14 protein-coding genes are annotated in these 18,301 nt (G+C 74.3%); 1 reads left to right on the forward strand and 13 read right to left on the reverse strand.

Annotated elements, in window-relative coordinates; translation table 11 throughout:
• Positions 1–37: 37 nt before the first annotated feature.
• The 12 genes from Cpa01nite_RS18930 to Cpa01nite_RS02565 form a co-directional block, all read right to left on the reverse strand.
• On the reverse strand, positions 38–454 hold the full coding sequence (locus tag Cpa01nite_RS18930) for a type IV pilin protein (RefSeq protein WP_373307302.1): 417 nt from the start codon (positions 452–454) through the stop codon (positions 38–40).
• Positions 455–629: 175 nt separating this feature from the next.
• Positions 630–1,853 (reverse strand): type II secretion system F family protein, encoded by a 1,224-nt coding sequence (locus Cpa01nite_RS02515; RefSeq protein ID WP_203667140.1) that lies wholly within the window; start codon positions 1,851–1,853, stop codon positions 630–632.
• On the reverse strand, positions 1,853–3,562 hold the full coding sequence (locus Cpa01nite_RS18800) for a type IV pilus twitching motility protein PilT (protein ID WP_275406188.1): 1,710 nt from the start codon (positions 3,560–3,562) through the stop codon (positions 1,853–1,855). Before Cpa01nite_RS18800 ends, Cpa01nite_RS02515 begins: the two co-directional genes overlap by 1 nt.
• Positions 3,563–3,993: 431 nt before the next feature.
• Complete coding sequence (locus Cpa01nite_RS02525) at positions 3,994–5,673, reverse strand: GspE/PulE family protein (RefSeq protein WP_203667141.1); 1,680 nt, start codon at positions 5,671–5,673, stop codon at positions 3,994–3,996.
• Between the two features lie 194 nt (positions 5,674–5,867).
• Positions 5,868–6,869: a shikimate dehydrogenase family protein gene (locus Cpa01nite_RS02530; protein ID WP_203667142.1), complete on the reverse strand. Its 1,002-nt coding sequence runs from the start codon at positions 6,867–6,869 to the stop codon at positions 5,868–5,870.
• The gene (mltG, locus tag Cpa01nite_RS02535) at positions 6,866–8,032 is read right to left on the reverse strand and encodes an endolytic transglycosylase MltG (protein WP_239068459.1); all 1,167 of its coding nucleotides are present in this window, start codon (positions 8,030–8,032) and stop codon (positions 6,866–6,868) included. Before mltG ends, Cpa01nite_RS02530 begins: the two co-directional genes overlap by 4 nt.
• A complete protein-coding gene (gene ruvX, locus Cpa01nite_RS02540; RefSeq protein WP_308439336.1) occupies positions 8,029–8,631 on the reverse strand; it encodes a Holliday junction resolvase RuvX in 603 nt (200 codons plus the stop codon). Before ruvX ends, mltG begins: the two co-directional genes overlap by 4 nt.
• Positions 8,632–8,636: 5 nt before the next feature.
• Positions 8,637–11,342 carry an alanine--tRNA ligase gene (gene alaS / locus Cpa01nite_RS02545; protein WP_203667143.1) on the reverse strand — a complete coding sequence of 902 codons (2,706 nt, stop codon included), beginning with the start codon at positions 11,340–11,342 and terminating at the stop codon, positions 8,637–8,639.
• A gap of 128 nt (positions 11,343–11,470) precedes the next feature.
• Entirely contained in the window at positions 11,471–11,995 is a 525-nt protein-coding gene (locus Cpa01nite_RS02550) for a hypothetical protein (RefSeq protein ID WP_203667144.1), read from the reverse strand.
• Positions 11,992–12,354 (reverse strand): DUF948 domain-containing protein, encoded by a 363-nt coding sequence (locus Cpa01nite_RS02555; RefSeq protein WP_203667145.1) that lies wholly within the window; start codon positions 12,352–12,354, stop codon positions 11,992–11,994. The genes Cpa01nite_RS02550 and Cpa01nite_RS02555 overlap by 4 nt, the downstream gene beginning before the upstream one ends.
• Before the next feature lie 172 nt (positions 12,355–12,526).
• On the reverse strand, positions 12,527–13,153 hold the full coding sequence (gene rpsD, locus Cpa01nite_RS02560; RefSeq protein WP_147793637.1) for a 30S ribosomal protein S4: 627 nt from the start codon (positions 13,151–13,153) through the stop codon (positions 12,527–12,529).
• A gap of 269 nt (positions 13,154–13,422) precedes the next feature.
• On the reverse strand, positions 13,423–14,844 hold the full coding sequence (locus Cpa01nite_RS02565) for a replication-associated recombination protein A (protein WP_203667146.1): 1,422 nt from the start codon (positions 14,842–14,844) through the stop codon (positions 13,423–13,425).
• 178 nt (positions 14,845–15,022) lie between these two features.
• Here Cpa01nite_RS02565 and Cpa01nite_RS02570 point away from each other — a divergent pair, with 178 nt between their 5' ends.
• Positions 15,023–17,272 carry an MMPL family transporter gene (locus Cpa01nite_RS02570; protein WP_203667147.1) on the forward strand — a complete coding sequence of 750 codons (2,250 nt, stop codon included), beginning with the start codon at positions 15,023–15,025 and terminating at the stop codon, positions 17,270–17,272.
• Positions 17,273–17,439: 167 nt separating this feature from the next.
• Here Cpa01nite_RS02570 and Cpa01nite_RS02575 read toward each other — a convergent pair.
• The coding region (locus Cpa01nite_RS02575; RefSeq protein WP_203667148.1) for a GNAT family N-acetyltransferase at positions 17,440–18,301 on the reverse strand (862 nt) is incomplete at its 5' end.

Genomic DNA, 18,301 nt, shown 5'->3' on the forward strand with positions numbered 1-18,301 from the left:
TCGGGCGGCACCCCGCGCTGTCACGCGTCGAGCAGGATCACGGGTTCTCGGAGTCCACGATCGTGCCGGTCTCGCTGTTGTAGGTGAACGTGCGGGTGCCGAGGTTCGTCGGGTTGGTGCCCACCAGGGTGTAGCCGGCCGCGTCGGCAGCCGTCACGGCGACCTCGACCTGCTCGGTGCTGTTGAAGCCGAAGTCGGCGGCGAGGATGTCCGCGGTCATGCTCGCGTACGAGCCGTTGTTCTCGACGGCGTACGACTCGGCCGCGATCGCCGCGTTCCGGACGTCGGACTCGACCTGGGCGACCCAGCCGTTCTCACGCTGGTTGAGGAACGCCGGGATGGCGATCGCGGCGAGGATGCCGATGATCACGATGACGACGAGGAGCTCGATGAGCGTGAAGCCCTTCTCGCCGTTCTCGCGCTTGTCCATGACCTTCTGGAGACGAGCGTGCATTGTTCTACCTCTTCTGGAAAATGTCGCTGCGAGTACCGCGCAATGCGGTGGTTCAAGGTGTTGCACCTATGTCATCGGCAGCGGCCCGAAGCCCTTGATCGCCCGAATGGGTGGTCCGTTTGGTCCGATTGAGGGGGATAGACCCGGGTTCGTCCTGCGCCCGGTCGGGCGAGGATCAGACCAGCTCGAAGATCGAGAAGATCGGCATGTAGAGCGCGATGATCATGCCGCCGATGATCACGCCGAGGACGGCGATCATGAGCGGCTCGATCAGCGAGGTGAGCTGCTCCGTCGTCGCGGCGACCTCCTCGTCGTAGAACTCCGAAACCTTCGTGAGCATGAGCTCGAGGGAGCCGGAGTCCTCGCCGGTCGCGATCATCTGGGTCACCATCGGTGGGAACACGGAGTGGTTCGACAGCGGCGCCGCGAGCGACTGGCCGGTGCGCACGTTCTCCTGCACGTCCTTGACCGCCTGCTCGATCGCCCAGTTGCCGGACGTCTGCCCGACGATCTCGAGCGCCTGCAGGATCGGGACGCCGGCGCTGAGCATCGTGCCGAAGTTGCGGGTGAATCGCGCGATCGCGACCTTCTTGAAGAGCTGGCCGAAGATCGGCACCCGGAGCGCGAACGGCTGCACCCGGGACCGGACCCCGTCGTCGTCCTTGTGCTTGCGCCACCAGACGCCGAACGCGACGAGGACGACCAGCAGCACCGGGGCGAGCCACTTCATGACGCCCGACAGGTAGACGAGGATCTGCGTGGCCCAGGGCAGCTCACCGCCGAGATCGGCGAACATCTGCTCGAAGATCGGCACGATGAACAGCAGCATGCCGACCACGGCCAGGATCGCCATGCAGAAGACCATCACCGGGTAGGTCATCGCGGACTTGATCTGCGCCCGCAGCTTGACCTCCTTCTCGTAGTTCTCCGCGACGGAGCGCAGGGCGTCCTCGAGGAACCCGCCCACCTCGCCCGCGCGGATCATGTTGATCATCAGCGGCGGGAAGGTGTCGGGGTGCCGGGACAGACCGTCTGAGAGCGAGTTGCCGGTCTCCACGTCCGCACGCACCTGGGCGAGCACCTTGGCGAGGGCCTCGTTCTCGGTCTGCGTCGCGATGATGTTGAGCGCACGGAGCAGCGACAGACCGGCCGAGATCATCGTCGCCATCTGGCGCGACATGACCGCGAGGTCCTTGATCCTGACCCGCTTGCCGAACCCGGGGATCGTGATCTCGCGCTGGAGACCGGTGTTCTGGACCTCGTTGATCGACAGCGGAGCCATGCCCATGGTCCGCAGCCGGTTGACGACGGCGGCCTCGTTCGTCGCCTCGATCCGGCCCTTGACCAGCTTGCCGCTGCCGTCGCGGATCGCGTACTCGTACGTGCGGGCGATGGCCATCAGTACTGCCCTCCGAACCCGGAACCGACGCCGGTGCTGTTCAGCGCGGACGCGCCCTGGTTCATCCGGGCGGTGCGGCCGACCATCTTGTTGAAGTCCTCGGTGTGGTGCGCCTTCTCGAGCGCCACCTCGTACGTGACCTTGCCCGTGCGGACGAGCTCTGCCAGGTTCTGGTCGAGCGTGTGCATGCCCGCGTCGGTGCCCGCCTGCATCGACGAGAGGATCTGGTGCGTCTTGCCCTCGCGGATGAGGTTGCGGATCGCGGGGGTGGCGACCATGACCTCGGTCGCCACGACGCGGCCCTGGCCGTTCGCCGTCTTGCAGAGCGTCTGGCAGACGACCGCCTGCAGGGAGGCGGCCAGCTGGGTGCGCACCTGGTCCTGCTGGTGCGAGGGGAAGACGTCGATGATGCGGTCGATCGTCTGCGCGGCGTCCTGCGTGTGCAGGGTGGCGAACACGAGGTGGCCGGTCTCGGCGGCGGTGAGCGCGACCGAGATGGTCTCCAGGTCGCGCATCTCGCCGACGAGGATGATGTCGGGGTCCTGGCGCAGCACGTGCTTGAGCGCGTTGGCGAACGAGTGGGTGTCGGCCCCGACCTCGCGCTGGTTGATGATCGACCGCTTGTGCCGGTGCAGGAACTCGATCGGGTCCTCGACCGTCATGATGTGGTCGGCGCGCGTGCGGTTGGCCAGGTCGATCACCGCGGCGAGCGTCGTGGACTTGCCCGAGCCGGTGGGCCCGGTCACGAGGACCAGGCCGCGCGGGAGGCCGGCGAACGACCCGACGACCGGCGGGACGCCCAGGCTCTCGAGCGACTTGATCTCGTACGGGATGACGCGGAACACGGCGCCGACGGACTCGCGCTGCTGGTACAGGTTGACGCGGAACCGGGCGTGCCCGCGGACCGCGTAGGCGAAGTCGAGCTCGAGGGACGCCTCGAACTGCTCCCGCTGCTTCTGGGTGAGCACCGAGTAGATCGAGCGACGCAGCGGCTCGGGGGCCAGCATCGGGAAATCCTCGAGCGGGTGCAGCGAGCCGCTCACGCGGACCATCGGCTGCGAGCCGCTCGTCAGGTGGAGGTCGGACGCGCCGAGCTGCACCATGCGGACCAGCACGGCGTCGAGGGACAGGTCGCCATCCTCGGCGCGCTGCCCCATGCCGGCGCGCTGCTGCGGCGCCGGACGGGCGGGCGGCTGCTGGCCCGGGGCCGGCTGCTGGCCGGTGACCTGCTGCTGCCCCGGCGCCGGCTGCGCGGGGCGGGCGGCCGCCGGCGCGGCGGGCATCGCCTGCGTCGAGGCGGCGGGCTGCTGCGCGTACCCGGGCGGGGGCGGCGGGTAGCCGGCGGCCTGGGCGGGCTGCTGGCCGTGCGGGGCGCCCGGCGCGAGCGGCGGAGCGGCTGCGGGGACCGGCTCACCCTGCTGCGCCTGGCGCAGCGACGCGCGCGTCGGGGCGGCGGCCGGGGCGCCGGCCGGCGGGGTCAGCGGCGCGGGCGTCGGGCCGCCGTAGCCGGCGGTCGGCAGGGTGGAGCCGTAACCGGCCGGCGGGCCCTGCGGGGGCAGCACAGGCGGCACCGCGTAGCCCGGCGCACCCGCCGGGGCCGGGGGCGCCTGGCCCGGCGGGGCCTGGCCGGCCGGGGCCTGCCCCGTCGGCGGCAGGTACGGCGGGAGCGCCCGCGTCTCCCGCGGGTCGCCCGTGTAGGACTCGCTCACCGTCGTTCCCCTTCCTCGCCGCCCGGCACGCGCCGAGCGGTCGTCCGCATCCCCTGATCGGCGCAGTACCCGCCGCTCTTGAGGGTTCTCACCGGGTTCCACTCCCCCGGCCCGCCGGGCCACCCTTGCGGGCGGCGTCCGTGCTGTGCCGCACCGATACGCCGGGCGCGGCGCCGGGCGCGCCGCACCCACCCCACGGCCGCCGACTGGGCATCCGACACGTCGAGCGGGCATCCCCTGGATGCCCAGTCGGCGCGTCCCGTGCCCACTCGGCGACGGGGCTCGCGCCGTGGGGTCGTGCTGGGCGGGCTGGCGCCCCCAGCCGTCGGGTCAGGCCGTCAAGCCGCCCAGCCGTCAGGCCGTCCAGCCGTCAGGTCACGCCGTCACGCCGTCACGCCGTCCTGCCGTCAGACCGCCACGGCGTCACGCCGTCACGCCACGACCCGGAGGATCTCCTCGACCGACGTCTGCCCCAGCGCGACCTTCTGCCAGCCGTCGTCGCGGAGCGTGATCATCCCCTGCTGCCGGGCGGTGGCCGAGATCTCGGCCGCCGAGGACCGGGCGACGGCGAGCCGCTCGATCTCCTCGGTCACCCGCATCACCTCGTGCAGCGCGACGCGCCCGCGGTACCCGGTGCGGGAGCAGGCGACGCAGCCGACCGGCCGGAACAGCTCGGGCAGCGGCTCCCCCGGCACCCACGGGAACCGGGCGGCGGTCAGCTCGGCCTCGGTCGGCGTGTAGGGCTCGCAGCACTTCCCGCACAGCCGCCGGGCGAGCCGCTGCGCGACCACGGCGTCCAGGGCCGAGCCCACGAGGAACGGCTCGATGCCCATCTCGGTGAGCCGGGTGACGGCGGACGGCGCGTCGTTGGTGTGCAGGGTCGACAGCACGAGGTGGCCGGTGAGGGCCGCCTCGATGGCGATCTGGGCGGTCTCGTGGTCGCGGATCTCACCGAGCAGCACGACGTCGGGGTCGGACCGCAGGATCGAGCGCAGCGCGCCGGCGAACGTCAGGCCGGCCTTCGGGTTGACCTGCACCTGGTTGATCCCGGGCAGCCGGTACTCGACCGGGTCCTCGACCGTGATGACGTTGATCTCCGGCTTCGAGACCGCGTTCAGCGTCGCGTACAGGGTGGTCGACTTGCCGGAGCCCGTCGGGCCGGTGACCAGGATCATCCCGTACGGCTTGGTGTAGGACTCCCGGTAGGTCTCGTAGTTGTGCTCGAGGAACGCCAGGTCGCGCAGGTCCAGCGACGCCGTGGAGTTGTCCAGGATTCGCATGACGATCTTCTCGCCCCACACCGTCGGCAGGGTGGCGACGCGGAGGTCGATCTTGCGGCCGTTGTGCGTGACGGACATGCGGCCGTCCTGCGGCTTGCGGCGCTCGGCGATGTCGATGTCCGACATGATCTTGACGCGGGAGATGACGCCGCCCTGGATCTGCTTGGGCGAGCGCTGCATCTCGTGCAGCACGCCGTCGATCCGGTACCGGACGCGCAGGTCGTGCTCGGTCGGCTCGATGTGGATGTCCGAGGCGCGGTCGGAGATCGCCTGGGTCACGAGCAGGTTCACGTACCGGACGATCGGGGCGTCGTCCTCGACGGCGGACCCGATGTTCGACAGGTCGACCTGCTGCTGCTGGGACTGCTGCTCCTCCTCGAACGCCGAGGACAGGTCCTCCATCTCGCCGTCGGCGCGGCAGAACCGCTCGATCGCGCGGTTGAGGTTCTCGAAGGTGGCGACGATCGGCAGCACGGCCATGCCGGACACGGTGCGCACGTCGTCGACCGCGACGACGTTGCCCGGGTCGGCGGTGGCGAGCACGAGCGCGCCGTCCTGGAACCCGACGGGCAGCACGGTGTACCGGCGGCACAGCGCCGCGGGGACCATCGAGACCGCCGACCGGTCCACCTGGTACTCGTCGAGGTCGACGAACGCCATGCCGACCTGCCGCGCGAGCGCGGCCACCAGCTGACCCTCGGTGAGGACCCCGATCTCGACCAGCGTGCGGCCCAGGGACTGCCCCCGTGCCATCTGCTCGTCCAGCGCCGCCATGAGCTGCGCCTCGCTGACCAGGCCCTCGTCCAGCAGGATCTCGCCGAGCTGCTTCACCCCGTGTCCCTTCGTCCGGGGCAGGCAGGTGCACCGTCCCCACGATGCCCATCGGCACCCGGGCGGGGTCAGATGAGGGACGGGGACGAACCGGACGGGCGTCCGGCCCGCCTCGGTGGGTGATTCGGCGCGGGCGGCTGGGTGCTGGCACCCAGGGCCGGCGCGTCGGCGGTCGCGCGGACGGCGCGCCGGCGTCAGCCGACGGGCGCGGCCGGCGCGTCCAGCGCCTCGGCCAGCGCGGCGTCCATCGCCGCCAGCGGGCCGGGCCGGCCGGTCATCAGGCGCACCTGCTCGGCGGCCTGGTGCAGCAGCATGCGCTCCCCCGGCACCGCCACGCCGCCCGCGGCGGACCACGCGGCGTGCAGCGCGGTGGGGCGCGGGTCGTACGCGACGTCGAGCAGCACGGCGCCCGCGCGGGGAGCGCCCGCGGAGCCGCCTGCGAGCCCCGCCGCCAGGTCGTCCGCGGCGCGCGGCGGCAGCGTCGAGACGACCAGGTCCGCGCGCGCCATCGCGTCCAGCGCGCCGTCCAGCGTGCGGAACACCGGCTCGACGCCCATCCGGTGCGCCGCGCGCGCCAGGGCCCCGGTGCGGCCGAGCGACCGCACGTGCACGACGGGCGCGGTGCAGCCGAGCTGGGCCAGGGCGGCGAGCGTCGACGCGGCGGTGGCACCGGCGCCGAGCACCACGGCCGACCGGGCGGGGACGGGGCTCGCGCCGGCGCCCGGCTCGCTGAGAACCGCCGTCCCGACGCCCGCCTCGGCCGCGCCTACCGACGACTGCACGCCCGCCGACGGACCCGCGCCCACCGAAGATCCGGCCCCCGCGGCCGCCAGCCCCTCCGACAGCGCCGCGACGAGCCCGTGCACGTCGGTGTTCGCCCCCGTGAGCACCGGCCGGCCGGACCCGCCGCCCTGCACGAGCACCGTGTTCACCGCGCCGACGACCTCGGCGAGCGGTTCGACGTGGTCGAGCAGCGGGAGCACCGTCTGCTTGAGCGGCATGGTGAGGCTGAGGCCCGCCCAGGTGCCGTCGAGCGCGTCGACGAACGCCGGCAGGCCCTCCTCGGTGACGTCGACGGCCTCGTACGACCAGCCGTCGAGCCCGAGCGCGCGGTACGCGGCCCGGTGCAGGACGGGCGACAGCGAGTGCCCGATCGGGTGCCCGAGCACCGCGGCGCGGCGCCCGGGCGCCGTCACTGGTTGGCCGCCTGCCACTCGCGGAGCAGGTCCACGTTCTCCTGGTGCTCGGGGTAGGTCTCGGCGAACCGGGTCTCGCCCGTGTCGAGGTTGATCGTGGCCCAGTACAGCCACGGCCCGTCGGCCGGGTTGAGCACGGCGTCGATGGACACCTCGCCCGGGTTGGCGATCGGCGTCGGGGGCAGGCCCGCGATCTTGTACGAGTTGTACGGGTCGTACGGCGGCTGCGCCCCGTTGGTGTCCGCGGTCGTCAGCTCGGTGCCGGGGATGCCGAGGCCGTACGCGTTGATCGCGTCGATCTGCAGGTTCATGCCGATGTCGAGCCGGTTCTGGATCGCCCGCGCCATCTTCGCGCGGTCCTCGTCCAGCTTGCCCTCGCGCTCGACGATGGACGCCTTGTTCAGGACCGTCTCCCACTGGTCCTGGGCGACGCCCTTCTCCGTGAGCAGGGTGGTCGTGCGGCCGACCATCTGCGCCAGCACGCTGGCGGCGCTCGAGCCGGGCTCGACCTCGTAGGTCATCGGGAACAGCCAGCCCTCGACGTTGCCGCCGGCCTCGGCGGGCAGGCCGATGGCGGCGGGGTCGGCGGCGGCGGCCTCGAGGTCCTCGACCGGGATGCCGGTGACCTCGTAGACCCGCTGGTAGATCTGCGACGCGGTGTAGCCCTCGGGGATGGTGACCCGGTTGGACACGCGGTTCGCCTGGTCGAGCAGCGCGTTGACCGCGTCGCTCGCCTTCATCTCGAGCTGCAGCGCGTAGGTGCCGGGCTGGATGCCGGTCGCGGCGGGGTTGGCAGCGTAGGCGCTGGTGAACGCGTTCACCGTCGCGACGACGCCGGCGTCGACGAGCGTCTGCCCGATCGCGCCGCCGGTGTCGCCCTGCGCGACGGTCACCTGCACCTCGCCGCTGCCGGGGCCCGGGAAGTCCTCGACGGTCTCCTCGGCGCTGCCGCCGCCGGAGAACAGGTCGCCGAACACGCTCCACACGACGAAGCCGGCGCCGCCCACGAGGACGAGGGCGAGCAGCAGCACGACGACGCTGCGGCGGCGCTTGTGCTTGCGCTGCTGGGCACGCTGCTCCTGCGTGTCCCGGCGCGAGCGGCGCGAGGGCGGGGGCGCCTCGTGGTGCTCCTGCTGCGGAGCACCGAGGAACAGGTCGCTCACTCGGTCGTCCCTTCGGTGTGTCCTGCTCGTCCTGCGTCCTGCGGACCCCCCGGGCGCTCCTCCTCGGGGCGCTCCGGGCGGGTCGCCGTGACCCGCTCGCCGGGCCGGCGGCCCGAGGAGCGCTCCGCGTCGAGCGCGGTCTGCAGGATCACCACCGCGGCCGCCTGGTCGACGACCGCCCGGTGACGACGTCCGGACCGGCCGGACGCGTGCAGCGCCTGATGGGCGGACACCGTGCTCATCCGCTCGTCGACCAGCCGCACCGGAACCGGGGCGACGGCCTGCGCCAGCGCACCAGCGTACGCGCGTGCGGCCTCCGCCGCAGCGCCCTCGGTCCCGGAGAGGTGTTTCGGCAGGCCCACGTACACGGCCGCGGCGAACCGCTCGGCGACCTCCTCGACGATCGAGGCGACGTCCGACGGCCACGCACCCGGGGCCGGCGTCCGCGTGTCGCGGGGCAGCGTGGCGACCGGGGTGGCCACCAGCCCGTCGGGGTCGCTGGCCGCGAGGCCGACCCGGACGGAGCCCACGTCGACCGCGAGCCGGGCCCCGCGCACGACGGCGTCGGGGTCCAGGGCGCCCGGGTCGGCCCCGGCCACGGGGGTCAGGCGCCCGCCCCGATCGCCTCGCGGACGCCGGCCAGCGCCTCCGGCAGGCGGGCGGCGTCGGTGCCGCCGCCCTGCGCGAGGTCGTCCTTGCCGCCACCGCCGCCGCCGAGCAGGCCGGACGCGGTCTTGACCAGCGCACCCGCGCGGACGCCCTTCTCGCGCGCCGCGGCGTTGGTCGCCACGACGACGACCGGGCGGCCCTTCGCGACGCCGCCGACCGCGACGACCGCCGGGGCGGACTCGCCGAGCCGGGCGCGGACGTCGAGCACCAGGGTGCGCAGGTCGTCCGCGGCGCCGACCTCGCCGGCATCGTGCGCGACCACGCGGGTCCCTGCGATCTCGACCGCCGAGGACGCGAGCGAGCCGGCCGCCGCGAGGACCTGCGCCGCGCGCAGCGAGGCGAGCTCCTTCTCGGACTCCTTGAGCCGGGTCATGAGCGAGGAGACGCGGTCCGCGAGCTCGTCCGGGCGGGCGCCGAGCAGGCCGGAGATCTGGCCGACCAGCGCGCGCTCCTTGGCGTGGAAGCCGTACGCCCCGTCGCCGACGAGCGCGTCGACCCGGCGGACGCCGGAGCCGATCGACGACTCGCCGAGCAGGGTGACCAGGCCGAGCTCGCCGGACTGCCGCACGTGCGTGCCGCCGCAGAGCTCGCGGGACCAGTCGCCGCCGATCGAGACGACACGCACCTGGTCGCCGTACTTCTCGCCGAACAGCGCCATCGCGCCGAGCGCGCGGGCCTCCGCGATCGGCATGACCGCGTCGGTGACCTCGAGGTTCTCCTGCAGCCGGGTGTTGACCCGCTCCTCGACCTCGGACAGCACGCCCTGCGGGACCGCCTGGCCGGCGCGGAAGTCGAACCGCACGCGGCTGGGCGCGTTCTCGGAGCCGGCCTGGGTCGCGGACGGGCCGAGCGACTCCTGGATGGCCTTGTGCACCATGTGCGTCGCGGTGTGCGCGCGGCTGATCGCGATGCGGCGGGCGGTGTCGATGGACGCGACGCCCGGCTCGTCCAGCGTGACGGTGCCCTCGACGAGGCGGCCGCGGTGCACCGGCAGGCCCTTGACGGGCGCCTGCACGTCGTCGACCTCGATGGTCGCGCCGCCGTCGAGCACGATCGAGCCGTGGTCGGCGAGCTGGCCACCCATCTCCGCGTAGAACGGCGTGACGTCCAGGACGAGCTCGACGTCCGCGGGCGCGGTCGCGGCGGGCGCGGGCACGCCGTCGACCAGCAGGCCGACGACGCGCGAGCGCGCGGTGGTGCGGTCGTAGCCGACGAACTCGACGGGCCTGGCACCGGACCCGCTGAGCGTCGCGTGCATGTCCTGGTACGCCGCGGTGTCGGTGCGGCCCGCGCGCTTGGCCAGGGCGTCCGCCCGGGCGCGCTCGCGCTGGGCCTGCATGAGGGTCCGGAACGCCTTCTCGTCGACCGACACGCCCTGCTCGGCGGCCATCTCGAGGGTGAGGTCGATCGGGAAGCCGTACGTGTCGTGCAGCTGGAACGCCTTCTCGCCGGACAGCAGCGGCGCCGCGCTCGGCGTACCGGTCCCGGCCGTCTTCACCTCGGACACCGCGAGGTCGAGGATCGAGGTGCCCGCGACGAGGGTGCGCAGGAACGCCTCCTCCTCGGCGTAGGCGACCTTGGCGATGCGGTCGAAGTCGCGCGCCAGCTCCGGGTACGACGGCGACATCGCGTCGCGGGACACCGGCAGCAGGGTCGGCAGCGCGGGGGTCTCGACGCCGAGCAGCCGCATCGCGCGCACCGCGCGGCGCAGCAGGCGGCGCAGCACGTAGCCCCGGCCCTCGTTCGACGGCGTGACGCCGTCGCCCATCAGCATGAGCGCGGAGCGCACGTGGTCGGCGACGACGCGCATCCGGACGTCGTCCTCGTGATCGGCGCCGTAGGTCCGGCCGGACAGCGCCTGCGCCGCCTCGATGACCGGGAAGACCTCGTCGATCTCGTACATGTTGTCGACGCCCTGCAGCAGGAACGCGACGCGCTCCAGGCCCATGCCGGTGTCGATGTTCTTCTGCTTGAGCTCGCCGAGGATCGGGAAGTCCTCCTTGCCGCCCCCGTCGCCGCGCTCGTACTGCATGAACACGAGGTTCCAGATCTCGATGTACCGGTCCTCGTCGACGACCGGGCCGCCCTCGGCGCCGTACTCCGGCCCCCGGTCGACGTAGATCTCCGAGCACGGGCCCGCGGGGCCGCGCGCGCCGGTCGACCAGTAGTTGTCCTTCATGCCGCGGCGCTGGATGCGCTCGTCGGGCAGGCCGGCGATCTTCTTCCAGAGCTCGGCCGCCTCGTCGTCCGTCTCGTAGACGGTGACCCAGATCTTGTCCTCCGGGAAGCCGTAGCCGCCCTGGTCCTGCGGGGTGGTGATCAGCTCCCACGCGTGGGTGATCGCCCCCTCCTTGAAGTAGTCCCCGAAGGAGAAGTTGCCGTTCATCTGGAAGAACGTGCCGTGCCGCGTGGTCTTGCCGACCTCCTCGATGTCGAGGGTGCGCACGCACTTCTGCACGCTGGTGGCGCGGGGCCACGGCGCCGTCTGCTCGCCGAGCATGTACGGGATGAACGGCACCATGCCGGCGATCACGAACAGCGTCGACGGGTCGGGCGAGATCAGCGGGGCGGAGGGCACCACGGTGTGGCCGCGGGCCTCGAAGAAGTCGAGCCAACGCTGGCGGATCTCGGCGGTGCGCATGGTGTCCTCGTCTGGGTCGGGTGGCGGGAGTCGCGGGCCCTCGCCCGTTCTCGTGGTTCAGCGTCGCCCGTCGCGCGGGTGTTCCCGCCGGGGCGACCCCGTGCAGCCTAGGGGCCGCGGCGCGGTCGTCAGTAGAAGGAGTACGGCACGTCGCCGTCGCCGTCGGCCGGGTCCTCCACCGGCTCGTCGGCCCAGCCGCGGCGCGCCCGCTCCCGGCGGGCCTCCTCGCGGGCCTCCGGGTCGCGGTGCCAGGCGGGCGGGACGGCACCGGAGCGGTCGTGCTCGGCCTCGCGGGCGGCGGCCCGGCGGCCGGCGCGCTCGGCCCGGATCGCGTCCACGTCGACGTCGCCGACGAGGTCGTGCCGCAGCTGCGCCTCGCGCTCCGCCATGCCGGTGCGGAACTCGCGACGGGCGTCGGCCAGCGACCGCACGGTCCCCGCGGTCGTGGCGCCCGCGCGGAAGGCGGTGCGGACGGCGCGCGCGGCGGTGGTGGCGGTCGCGGCGGCCGTCCCGGCGGCGCCGGCCGGACGCGTGGCGTCGGCGTGCGCGCCGTGCGCGGCAGGGGCGCCGGTCAGGTCGTCCAGCAGGCCGAGCCGCTTGGCCCCGGCGACCGCGGCCGCCGCGCCCACCGCGACCCAGAGCAGCCGGCTCATCGCCCGGACCGCCCGCGGCGCAGGCCGGACAGGGCGCGCCGCACGCCGTAGCTGAACGCGGCCACCTTGATCATCGGTCCGCCGACGGTCGCGGCGAACAGCGACGTCAGGGCGGACGCGTTCTGCGTGATGGTGGCGGCCGAGGTGGTGATCGCGTCGACCCGCTCGAGCTGGGTGTTCGTCGAGGACACCGTGGTGGCGGCCTCGTCGAGGATCGGCACCGTGTGCTCGGTGATCTCCTTCACGGAGGCCCGGGTCTCGTCCAGGACGCGCCCCAGCTTCACCAGCGGCACGGCCAGCGCGCCGACGAGCAGCACGAAGGCGATGGCCGCGACGAGCCCCGCGATGTCTCCCAGCATGGCCAGCCCTTCTTCCGTGCCGGCACCGCGCCGACGTCGGGGAAACCCTACCCGGCGTGCGGTGCCGGGCCGGGCGTCCGGCCCGGTCACCGGGCCGGGGAACGCCGCGACGCCCCGGCGCCGGCCCCGAGGGGGCGGCGCGGGGGCGTCGCGGACGTGCGAGCCGGGTGGCTCAGCGGGCGTAGTACTCGACGACCAGCTGCACGTCGCAGGTCACGGGGACCTCGGCGCGCTTCGGGCGGCGGACCAGCACGGCCGACAGCTTCTCGAGCTGGACGTCCAGGTAGCCCGGGACGGCCGGCAGCACGTCGCGGTGGGCGCCGGCGGCGGCCACCTGGAACGGCACGGTGGTCTGCGACTTCGGCTTGATCTGCAGGGTCTGGCCCTCCTTCACGCGGAAGGACGGACGGTCCACGATCTTGCCGTCGACGAGGATGTGGCGGTGGGTCACGACCTGGCGCGCCTGCAGGATGGTGCGGGCGAAGCCGGCGCGGAGCACCAGGGCGTCGAGACGGGTCTCGAGGTCCTCGACCAGGGCCTCACCGGTCAGGCCCGGGGCCTTGCGGGCGTCCTCGTACGCACGGGCGAGCTGCTTCTCGCGCAGCGCGTACTGGGCGCGCAGACGCTGCTTCTCGCGCAGACGCACCGCGTAGTCGGACTCGGTGCGGCGGCGGGCGCGGCCGTGCTCGCCGGGCGGGTAGGGGCGCTTCTCGAAGTGCTTGACGGCCTTCGGGGTGAGCGCGAGGCCGAGGGCGCGGGAGAGGCGCACCTGGCGACGCGCACGCGTCACGTTGCTCATGTGATCGTTCCTGTCGTTTCTCGTACGGCACACCCGTGCCCGGGGGTTCCCGGGCGGGGCGTGGGGCCGACCTCCGTGCGTCCGTACGAGGCGGACGCGGCTAGGACCCCAGGCGGCCGTCCGGCTGACCCACCGGGAGACCCCGGGGTGCGGACGACCGTGCAACTCTACCGGGTGCGCGACGCTGGGCCTAATGCGGGGCCTGGGCGGCGCGGCGCGGCGATCCTCCGGCGGCACGGCGGGTCGGCCCCTCCGCGGGCGCGCCTCCCTCAGTCCCGCGGCGGCGGCGCCTGGTCCAGCACCGACCGGATCCGGCCGAGCCGCTCGCCGACCTGCCGCTCGTACCCGTTGTCGGTCGGGCTGTAGTACCGCGTGCCCACGAGGTCGTCGGGCAGGTACTGCTGGGCGGCGATCCCGTGCGGGTGGTCGTGCGCGTACAGGTAGCCCTTGCCGTGGCCCAGCTGCTTGGCGCCGGCGTAGTGCGCGTCCCGCAGGTGCGCGGGCACGGACCCGAGCCGGCCCGCCTGCACGTCGGCCAGCGCGGCGTTGATCCCGTTGTAGGCGGCGTTCGACTTCGGGGCCGTCGCGAGGTGCACGACCGCCTCGGCCAGGATGATCCGCGCCTCGGGCATGCCGATGAGCTGGACGGCCTGCGCGGCGGCGACGGCGGTCTGCAGCGCGCTCGGGTCCGCCATGCCGACGTCCTCCGACGCCGAGATGACGATCCGGCGCGCGATGAACCGCGGGTCCTCCCCCGCCGCGATCATCCGCGCCAGGTAGTGCAGCGAGGCGTCGACGTCGGAGCCGCGCACCGACTTGATGAAGGCGCTGATCACGTCGTAGTGCTGGTCGCCGTCCCGGTCGTACCGCACGGCGGCGACGTCGATCGCGCGCTCCGTGGTGGCCAGGTCGACGACCGCGGGGACGTCGGCCTCGTCGCCGAGGTCGACGTCGGGGTCGGCGAGCCGCGCCTCCCGGTCCGCCAGCGCGGCGCCGGCCGCGGCCTCCAGGATGGTCAGGGCCTTGCGAGCGTCGCCGCCGGACAGCCGGAGCAGGTGCTCCTCGGCGTCCTCGGTCAGCGCGACCGCGCCGCCGAGCCCGCGCTCGTCCTCGACGGCGCGCCGGATGAGCGCCCGGACGTCGTCGGTGTCGAGCGGCTTGAGCGTGAGCAGCAGCGACCGGGACAGCAGCGGGGAGTTCACCGAGAAGCTCGGGTTCTCCGTGGTGGCGGCGACGAGCGTCACCCAGCGGTTCTCCACGCTGGGCAGCAGCGCGTCCTGCTGCGCCTTGGTGAACCGGTGGACCTCGTCGATGAACAGCACGGTCTCCGAGCCGTCGGACGCGAGCCGGCGCCGGGCGTCGTCCACCACCTGCCGCACGTCCTTGACGCCGGCCGTGACCGCGGACAGCTCGACGAACCGGCGGCCCGACGTGGTGGCGACCAGGTAGGCGAGCGTCGTCTTGCCGGTGCCGGGCGGTCCCCAGAGCACGACCGACGACGGGGCGGCGCGGCGCGCGGTGGCGTCCCCGGGCTCGACGAGCCGTCGGAGCGGCGACCCGGGCACCAGCAGGTGCTCCTGCCCGGCGACCTCCGCCAGGCTGCGCGGGCGCATGCGCACCGCCAGCGGCGCCCCCGCCGACGGGGCGGGCGTGCCCTGCGCCGAGGTGGTGACCGCGTCGAACAGATCCATGCCCGTGAGCCTACGGGCGCCGTCCCACACGCCGCGCCGCGGTGCCGCGGGCGGCCCGGCACCCCCGGGGCGCACGGGACACCCCCGGGCGCCCGCGACGTCGTGCGCCCTCGCGGCGTCTCGCGCGCCGTCGCGGGACGCGTGAGGCCGGTGGTGCGCGAGTGGCGTCCGGCCTGCGATGCTGACCCGCGTGTTCGAGAGCCTCGGCCGCCTGGTCGCCCGCCACCCCCGCCTGACGGTGCTCGCCTGGGCCGTGCTGGCCGCGGCCTGCTTCCTGCTGGCGCTGGTCGGGGTCGGCGGCCAGAACCTGTTCGACCGGCTGAGCACCGGCGAGCCGGTCGTCCCGGGCTCGGACAGCGCCCGCGCGAGCGAGCTGCTCGCGGAGACCAGCACGTCCGGCGCCTCGCTGAGCCTCGTGGTCGAGGGCGTCGACCCCGCCACGGAGGGACTGGCGGAGGCGCTGGCCCCCGCCCGCGAGGACGTCGCCGCCGTCGACGGCGTGCTGTCGGTCATCGACCCGTTCGTGCTCCCGCAGGGGCCCGAGAACCCGGCCGCCGCGCCCCTGCTCGCGCAGGACGGGGACGGGTTCCTGGTCGTCGCCGAGCTCGACCCCGAGCTGTCCGCCGACGCCGAGACCGCGGCGCTGCGGGAGCTGCGCGAGTCGCTCGAGGCCGTGCCGGGCGCGCTGGGCGACGTGGCCCCGGACGCGACCGGGCTGGTCGGCGGCACCTCGCTCATCGTGTCCGCGATCACCGAGCAGGTCGAGAAGGACCTCACCACCGGCGAGGCCGTCGCGCTGCCGATCGCGCTGCTCATCATGGTGCTGGTGTTCGGCGGCTTCCTGGCGGCGGCGATGCCGCTGGCCGGGGCCATCGCGTCGATCGCGGGCGGGCTCGGCTCGCTGGTCGCGCTGTCGTACCTGATGGACGACCTGGAGTCGTCGGTGGTCAACGTGGTCACCGTGCTCGGCCTGGGCCTGTCGATCGACTACGGCCTGCTGATCGTGTCCCGGTTCCGCGAGGAGCTCGGCAAGGCGCTCGGCGACGACGAGGGGCGGTCCGCCCGGCGGCGGCGCGGCGACGGCGCCGTGGTCGGCGCCCTGCTCACCACGATGTCGACCGCCGGCCGCACGGTGGCGTTCTCCGCGCTGACCGTCGCCATCTCGATCGCCGGCCTGCTCGTGTTCCGCCAGGACATCCTGCGGGCGTTCGGCGCGGGCTCGGTCGCCGTCATCGTGTTCGCGGTCGCGACCGCCCTGACGCTGGTGCCGGCGCTGCTCGTCCTCGCTGGCCGGCGGCTCGCGCGGCCGAGCGTGCTGTCCCGGGTGCCGGGGGTCCGCGCCGTGCTCGCGCGCACCGCCGACGTGCAGCACGAGGAGGGCGTGTTCTCCCGCCTCGCCGCCCGCGTGCAGCGCCGGCCCTGGTGGGTCATGGGCGGCTCGCTCGCCGTGCTCCTCGTGCTCGCGATCCCGCTGCTGCACCTCGAGCTGCGCAACTCCACGACCGAGCTACTCCCCCGGTCCAGCCCGCAGCGCGAGTACGTGCAGGTGCTGGCAGAGCAGTACCCGGCGTCGTCGTCCGCGGCCGTGCCGGTCGTCGCGCAGACCTCCGTCGCCGAGGCCGAGGCGGCCGTCGCGCAGATCGAGGCGCTGGACGGCGTCGCCTCCGTCGACGCGCCCGCCGCGCGCGGGCCGGTCGTCGTCATCGGCGTCCGGCCGGGCACCACGGACCCGGGCGGCGCCGAGGCCCAGGCGGTGGTGCGCGAGCTGCGCGACCTCGACCTGCCGTTCGAGGCGTACGTCGGCGGGCAGGCGGCCAACCAGATCGACTTCACGGAGGCGCTGCTCGACCGGGCGCCGTGGGCGCTCGGCATCGTGGCCGTGGCGACGCTCGTGCTGCTGTTCCTCATGACCGGCTCGGTGCTGGTGCCGATCAAGGCCCTGCTGACCAACGTGGTGTCGCTGTGCGCGTCGCTCGGCGTGCTGGTCTGGGTGTTCCAGGACGGCAACCTGTCCGGGCTGCTGCAGTTCGACCCCACCGGGGGCATCGAGACGTACGTGCTCGCCCTGGTCATCGCCTTCGCGTTCGGGCTGGCGATGGACTACGAGGTGTTCCTGCTGTCGCGGATCAAGGAGCTGCACGACGCCGGGGTGCCGAACGACGACGCCGTCCGGCTGGGCCTGCAGCGCTCCGGCCGGGTGATCACGTCCGCGGCGGCGATCATCATCGCGGTGTTCGCGGGGTTCGTCGCCGGCGAGCTGCTCGTGATCAAGGAGGTCGGCTTCTCGCTGGCCGTGGCGGTGCTGATCGACGCGACCCTGGTGCGGCTGCTGCTCGTGCCCGCGACGATGACCGTGCTGGGCGACCTGAACTGGTGGGCGCCGGCGCCGCTGCGCCGGGTCTACGAGCGGCTGTCCCTCAGCCACTGACCCGCGCCCTCGGCCGCGGCTCGGGCCCGCCCGGCCCGGCGCGCGCCGGGCACGGCTCCGCCGACGTGGCCCCGCGTCCGCGAGTGGGCACCGGACACGTCGAGTGGGCATGCCGTGGTTGCCCACTCGACGCGTCGGGTGCCCGGTCGGCGGGCGGGCGGCGCCGGTCAGGCGGTCGTCGAGCGCAGGGTCGTCAGGCGGTGCGCCGTGCGCATCCCCAGGCGGTGGTAGATCCGCCGGGCGCCGTGGTTGTCGTCCCACATGCCGAGGGACACCCAGTCGGCGCCGTCCGCGAGCAGCGTCCGGACCGCCGCCGCGGTGAGCGCCGCGCCGAGGCCCTGCCCGCGCTCCCCCGGCCGGACGCCGAGCCCGTGCAGGTGCGCGGACCCGCGCCCGCCCACCGCACCGGCCCGCGGGCCCGCGCCGATGACGCCGCCCAGCCGGCCGGCGGCGTCCCGGGCGCCCCACCAGCGCTCGCCGGCGCCGGACGGGTCGGCGTCCGTCGTCGGGTTGGCGTCCGCGAGGCATGCGCGGATCGCGTCGGCGTCGGCCCGCGGGTCGAGCTCCCGCACCCGGACCTCGGCGGCGACCGGCGCGGGCGCGGACTCCGTCACCAGCCACTCCCAGCCGGTGCGGTTCGGGGCGAGGCCGAGCGCGGCGACCTCGTCGGCCCGCAGCAGCCCGAGCGCGTCGGTGTCCACCCAGGCGAACCGGTGCCCCGGCCGCGCGTGGGCGCGCAGCAGCGCCGCGACACGCTCGGCGGGGCCGACGGCCAGCAGCATCGTGGCGACCGCGTCGTGCGCCGCCCCGGGGCCGTCGGCCTGGTCGTCGTCCGACCCCTCCCGGCGCGCCGCGCGCTGCACGAGGAGCATCGCGTCGCCGTCGGCGTGCGCCCCGGCGGGCCGCCACCAGCGCCGCTCGTCGAGCAGGAACGGGTCGTCGGCCCACCGCGCGGGGACGACGGGTTCCCCCGCGCCCGCGCCGGAGCCCGCCGCACCCGCTCGTCCGTCCGCGGCCACGCCGGAGCCC

The organism is Cellulomonas pakistanensis, assembly GCF_016862755.1.
GTDB classification, from domain to species: Bacteria; Actinomycetota; Actinomycetes; order Actinomycetales; family Cellulomonadaceae; genus Cellulomonas; species Cellulomonas pakistanensis.

Excerpts from the sequence above, each read along its gene's own strand:
- alaS (WP_203667143.1), bottom strand. The coding sequence starts at position 11,342 with ATGCGCACCGCCGAGATCCGCCAGCGTTGGCTCGACTTCTTCGAGGCC.
- rpsD (WP_147793637.1), bottom strand. The coding sequence starts at position 13,153 with ATGAGCAACGTGACGCGTGCGCGTCGCCAGGTGCGCCTCTCCCGCGCC.
- Cpa01nite_RS02565 (WP_203667146.1), bottom strand. The coding sequence starts at position 14,844 with ATGGATCTGTTCGACGCGGTCACCACCTCGGCGCAGGGCACGCCCGCC.
- Cpa01nite_RS02570 (WP_203667147.1), top strand. The coding sequence starts at position 15,023 with ATGCTGACCCGCGTGTTCGAGAGCCTCGGCCGCCTGGTCGCCCGCCAC.
- Cpa01nite_RS18930 (WP_373307302.1), bottom strand. The coding sequence starts at position 454 with ATGCACGCTCGTCTCCAGAAGGTCATGGACAAGCGCGAGAACGGCGAG.
- Cpa01nite_RS02550 (WP_203667144.1), bottom strand. The coding sequence starts at position 11,995 with ATGAGCCGGCTGCTCTGGGTCGCGGTGGGCGCGGCGGCCGCGGTCGCC.
- Cpa01nite_RS02555 (WP_203667145.1), bottom strand. The coding sequence starts at position 12,354 with ATGCTGGGAGACATCGCGGGGCTCGTCGCGGCCATCGCCTTCGTGCTG.
- Cpa01nite_RS02515 (WP_203667140.1), bottom strand. The coding sequence starts at position 1,853 with ATGGCCATCGCCCGCACGTACGAGTACGCGATCCGCGACGGCAGCGGC.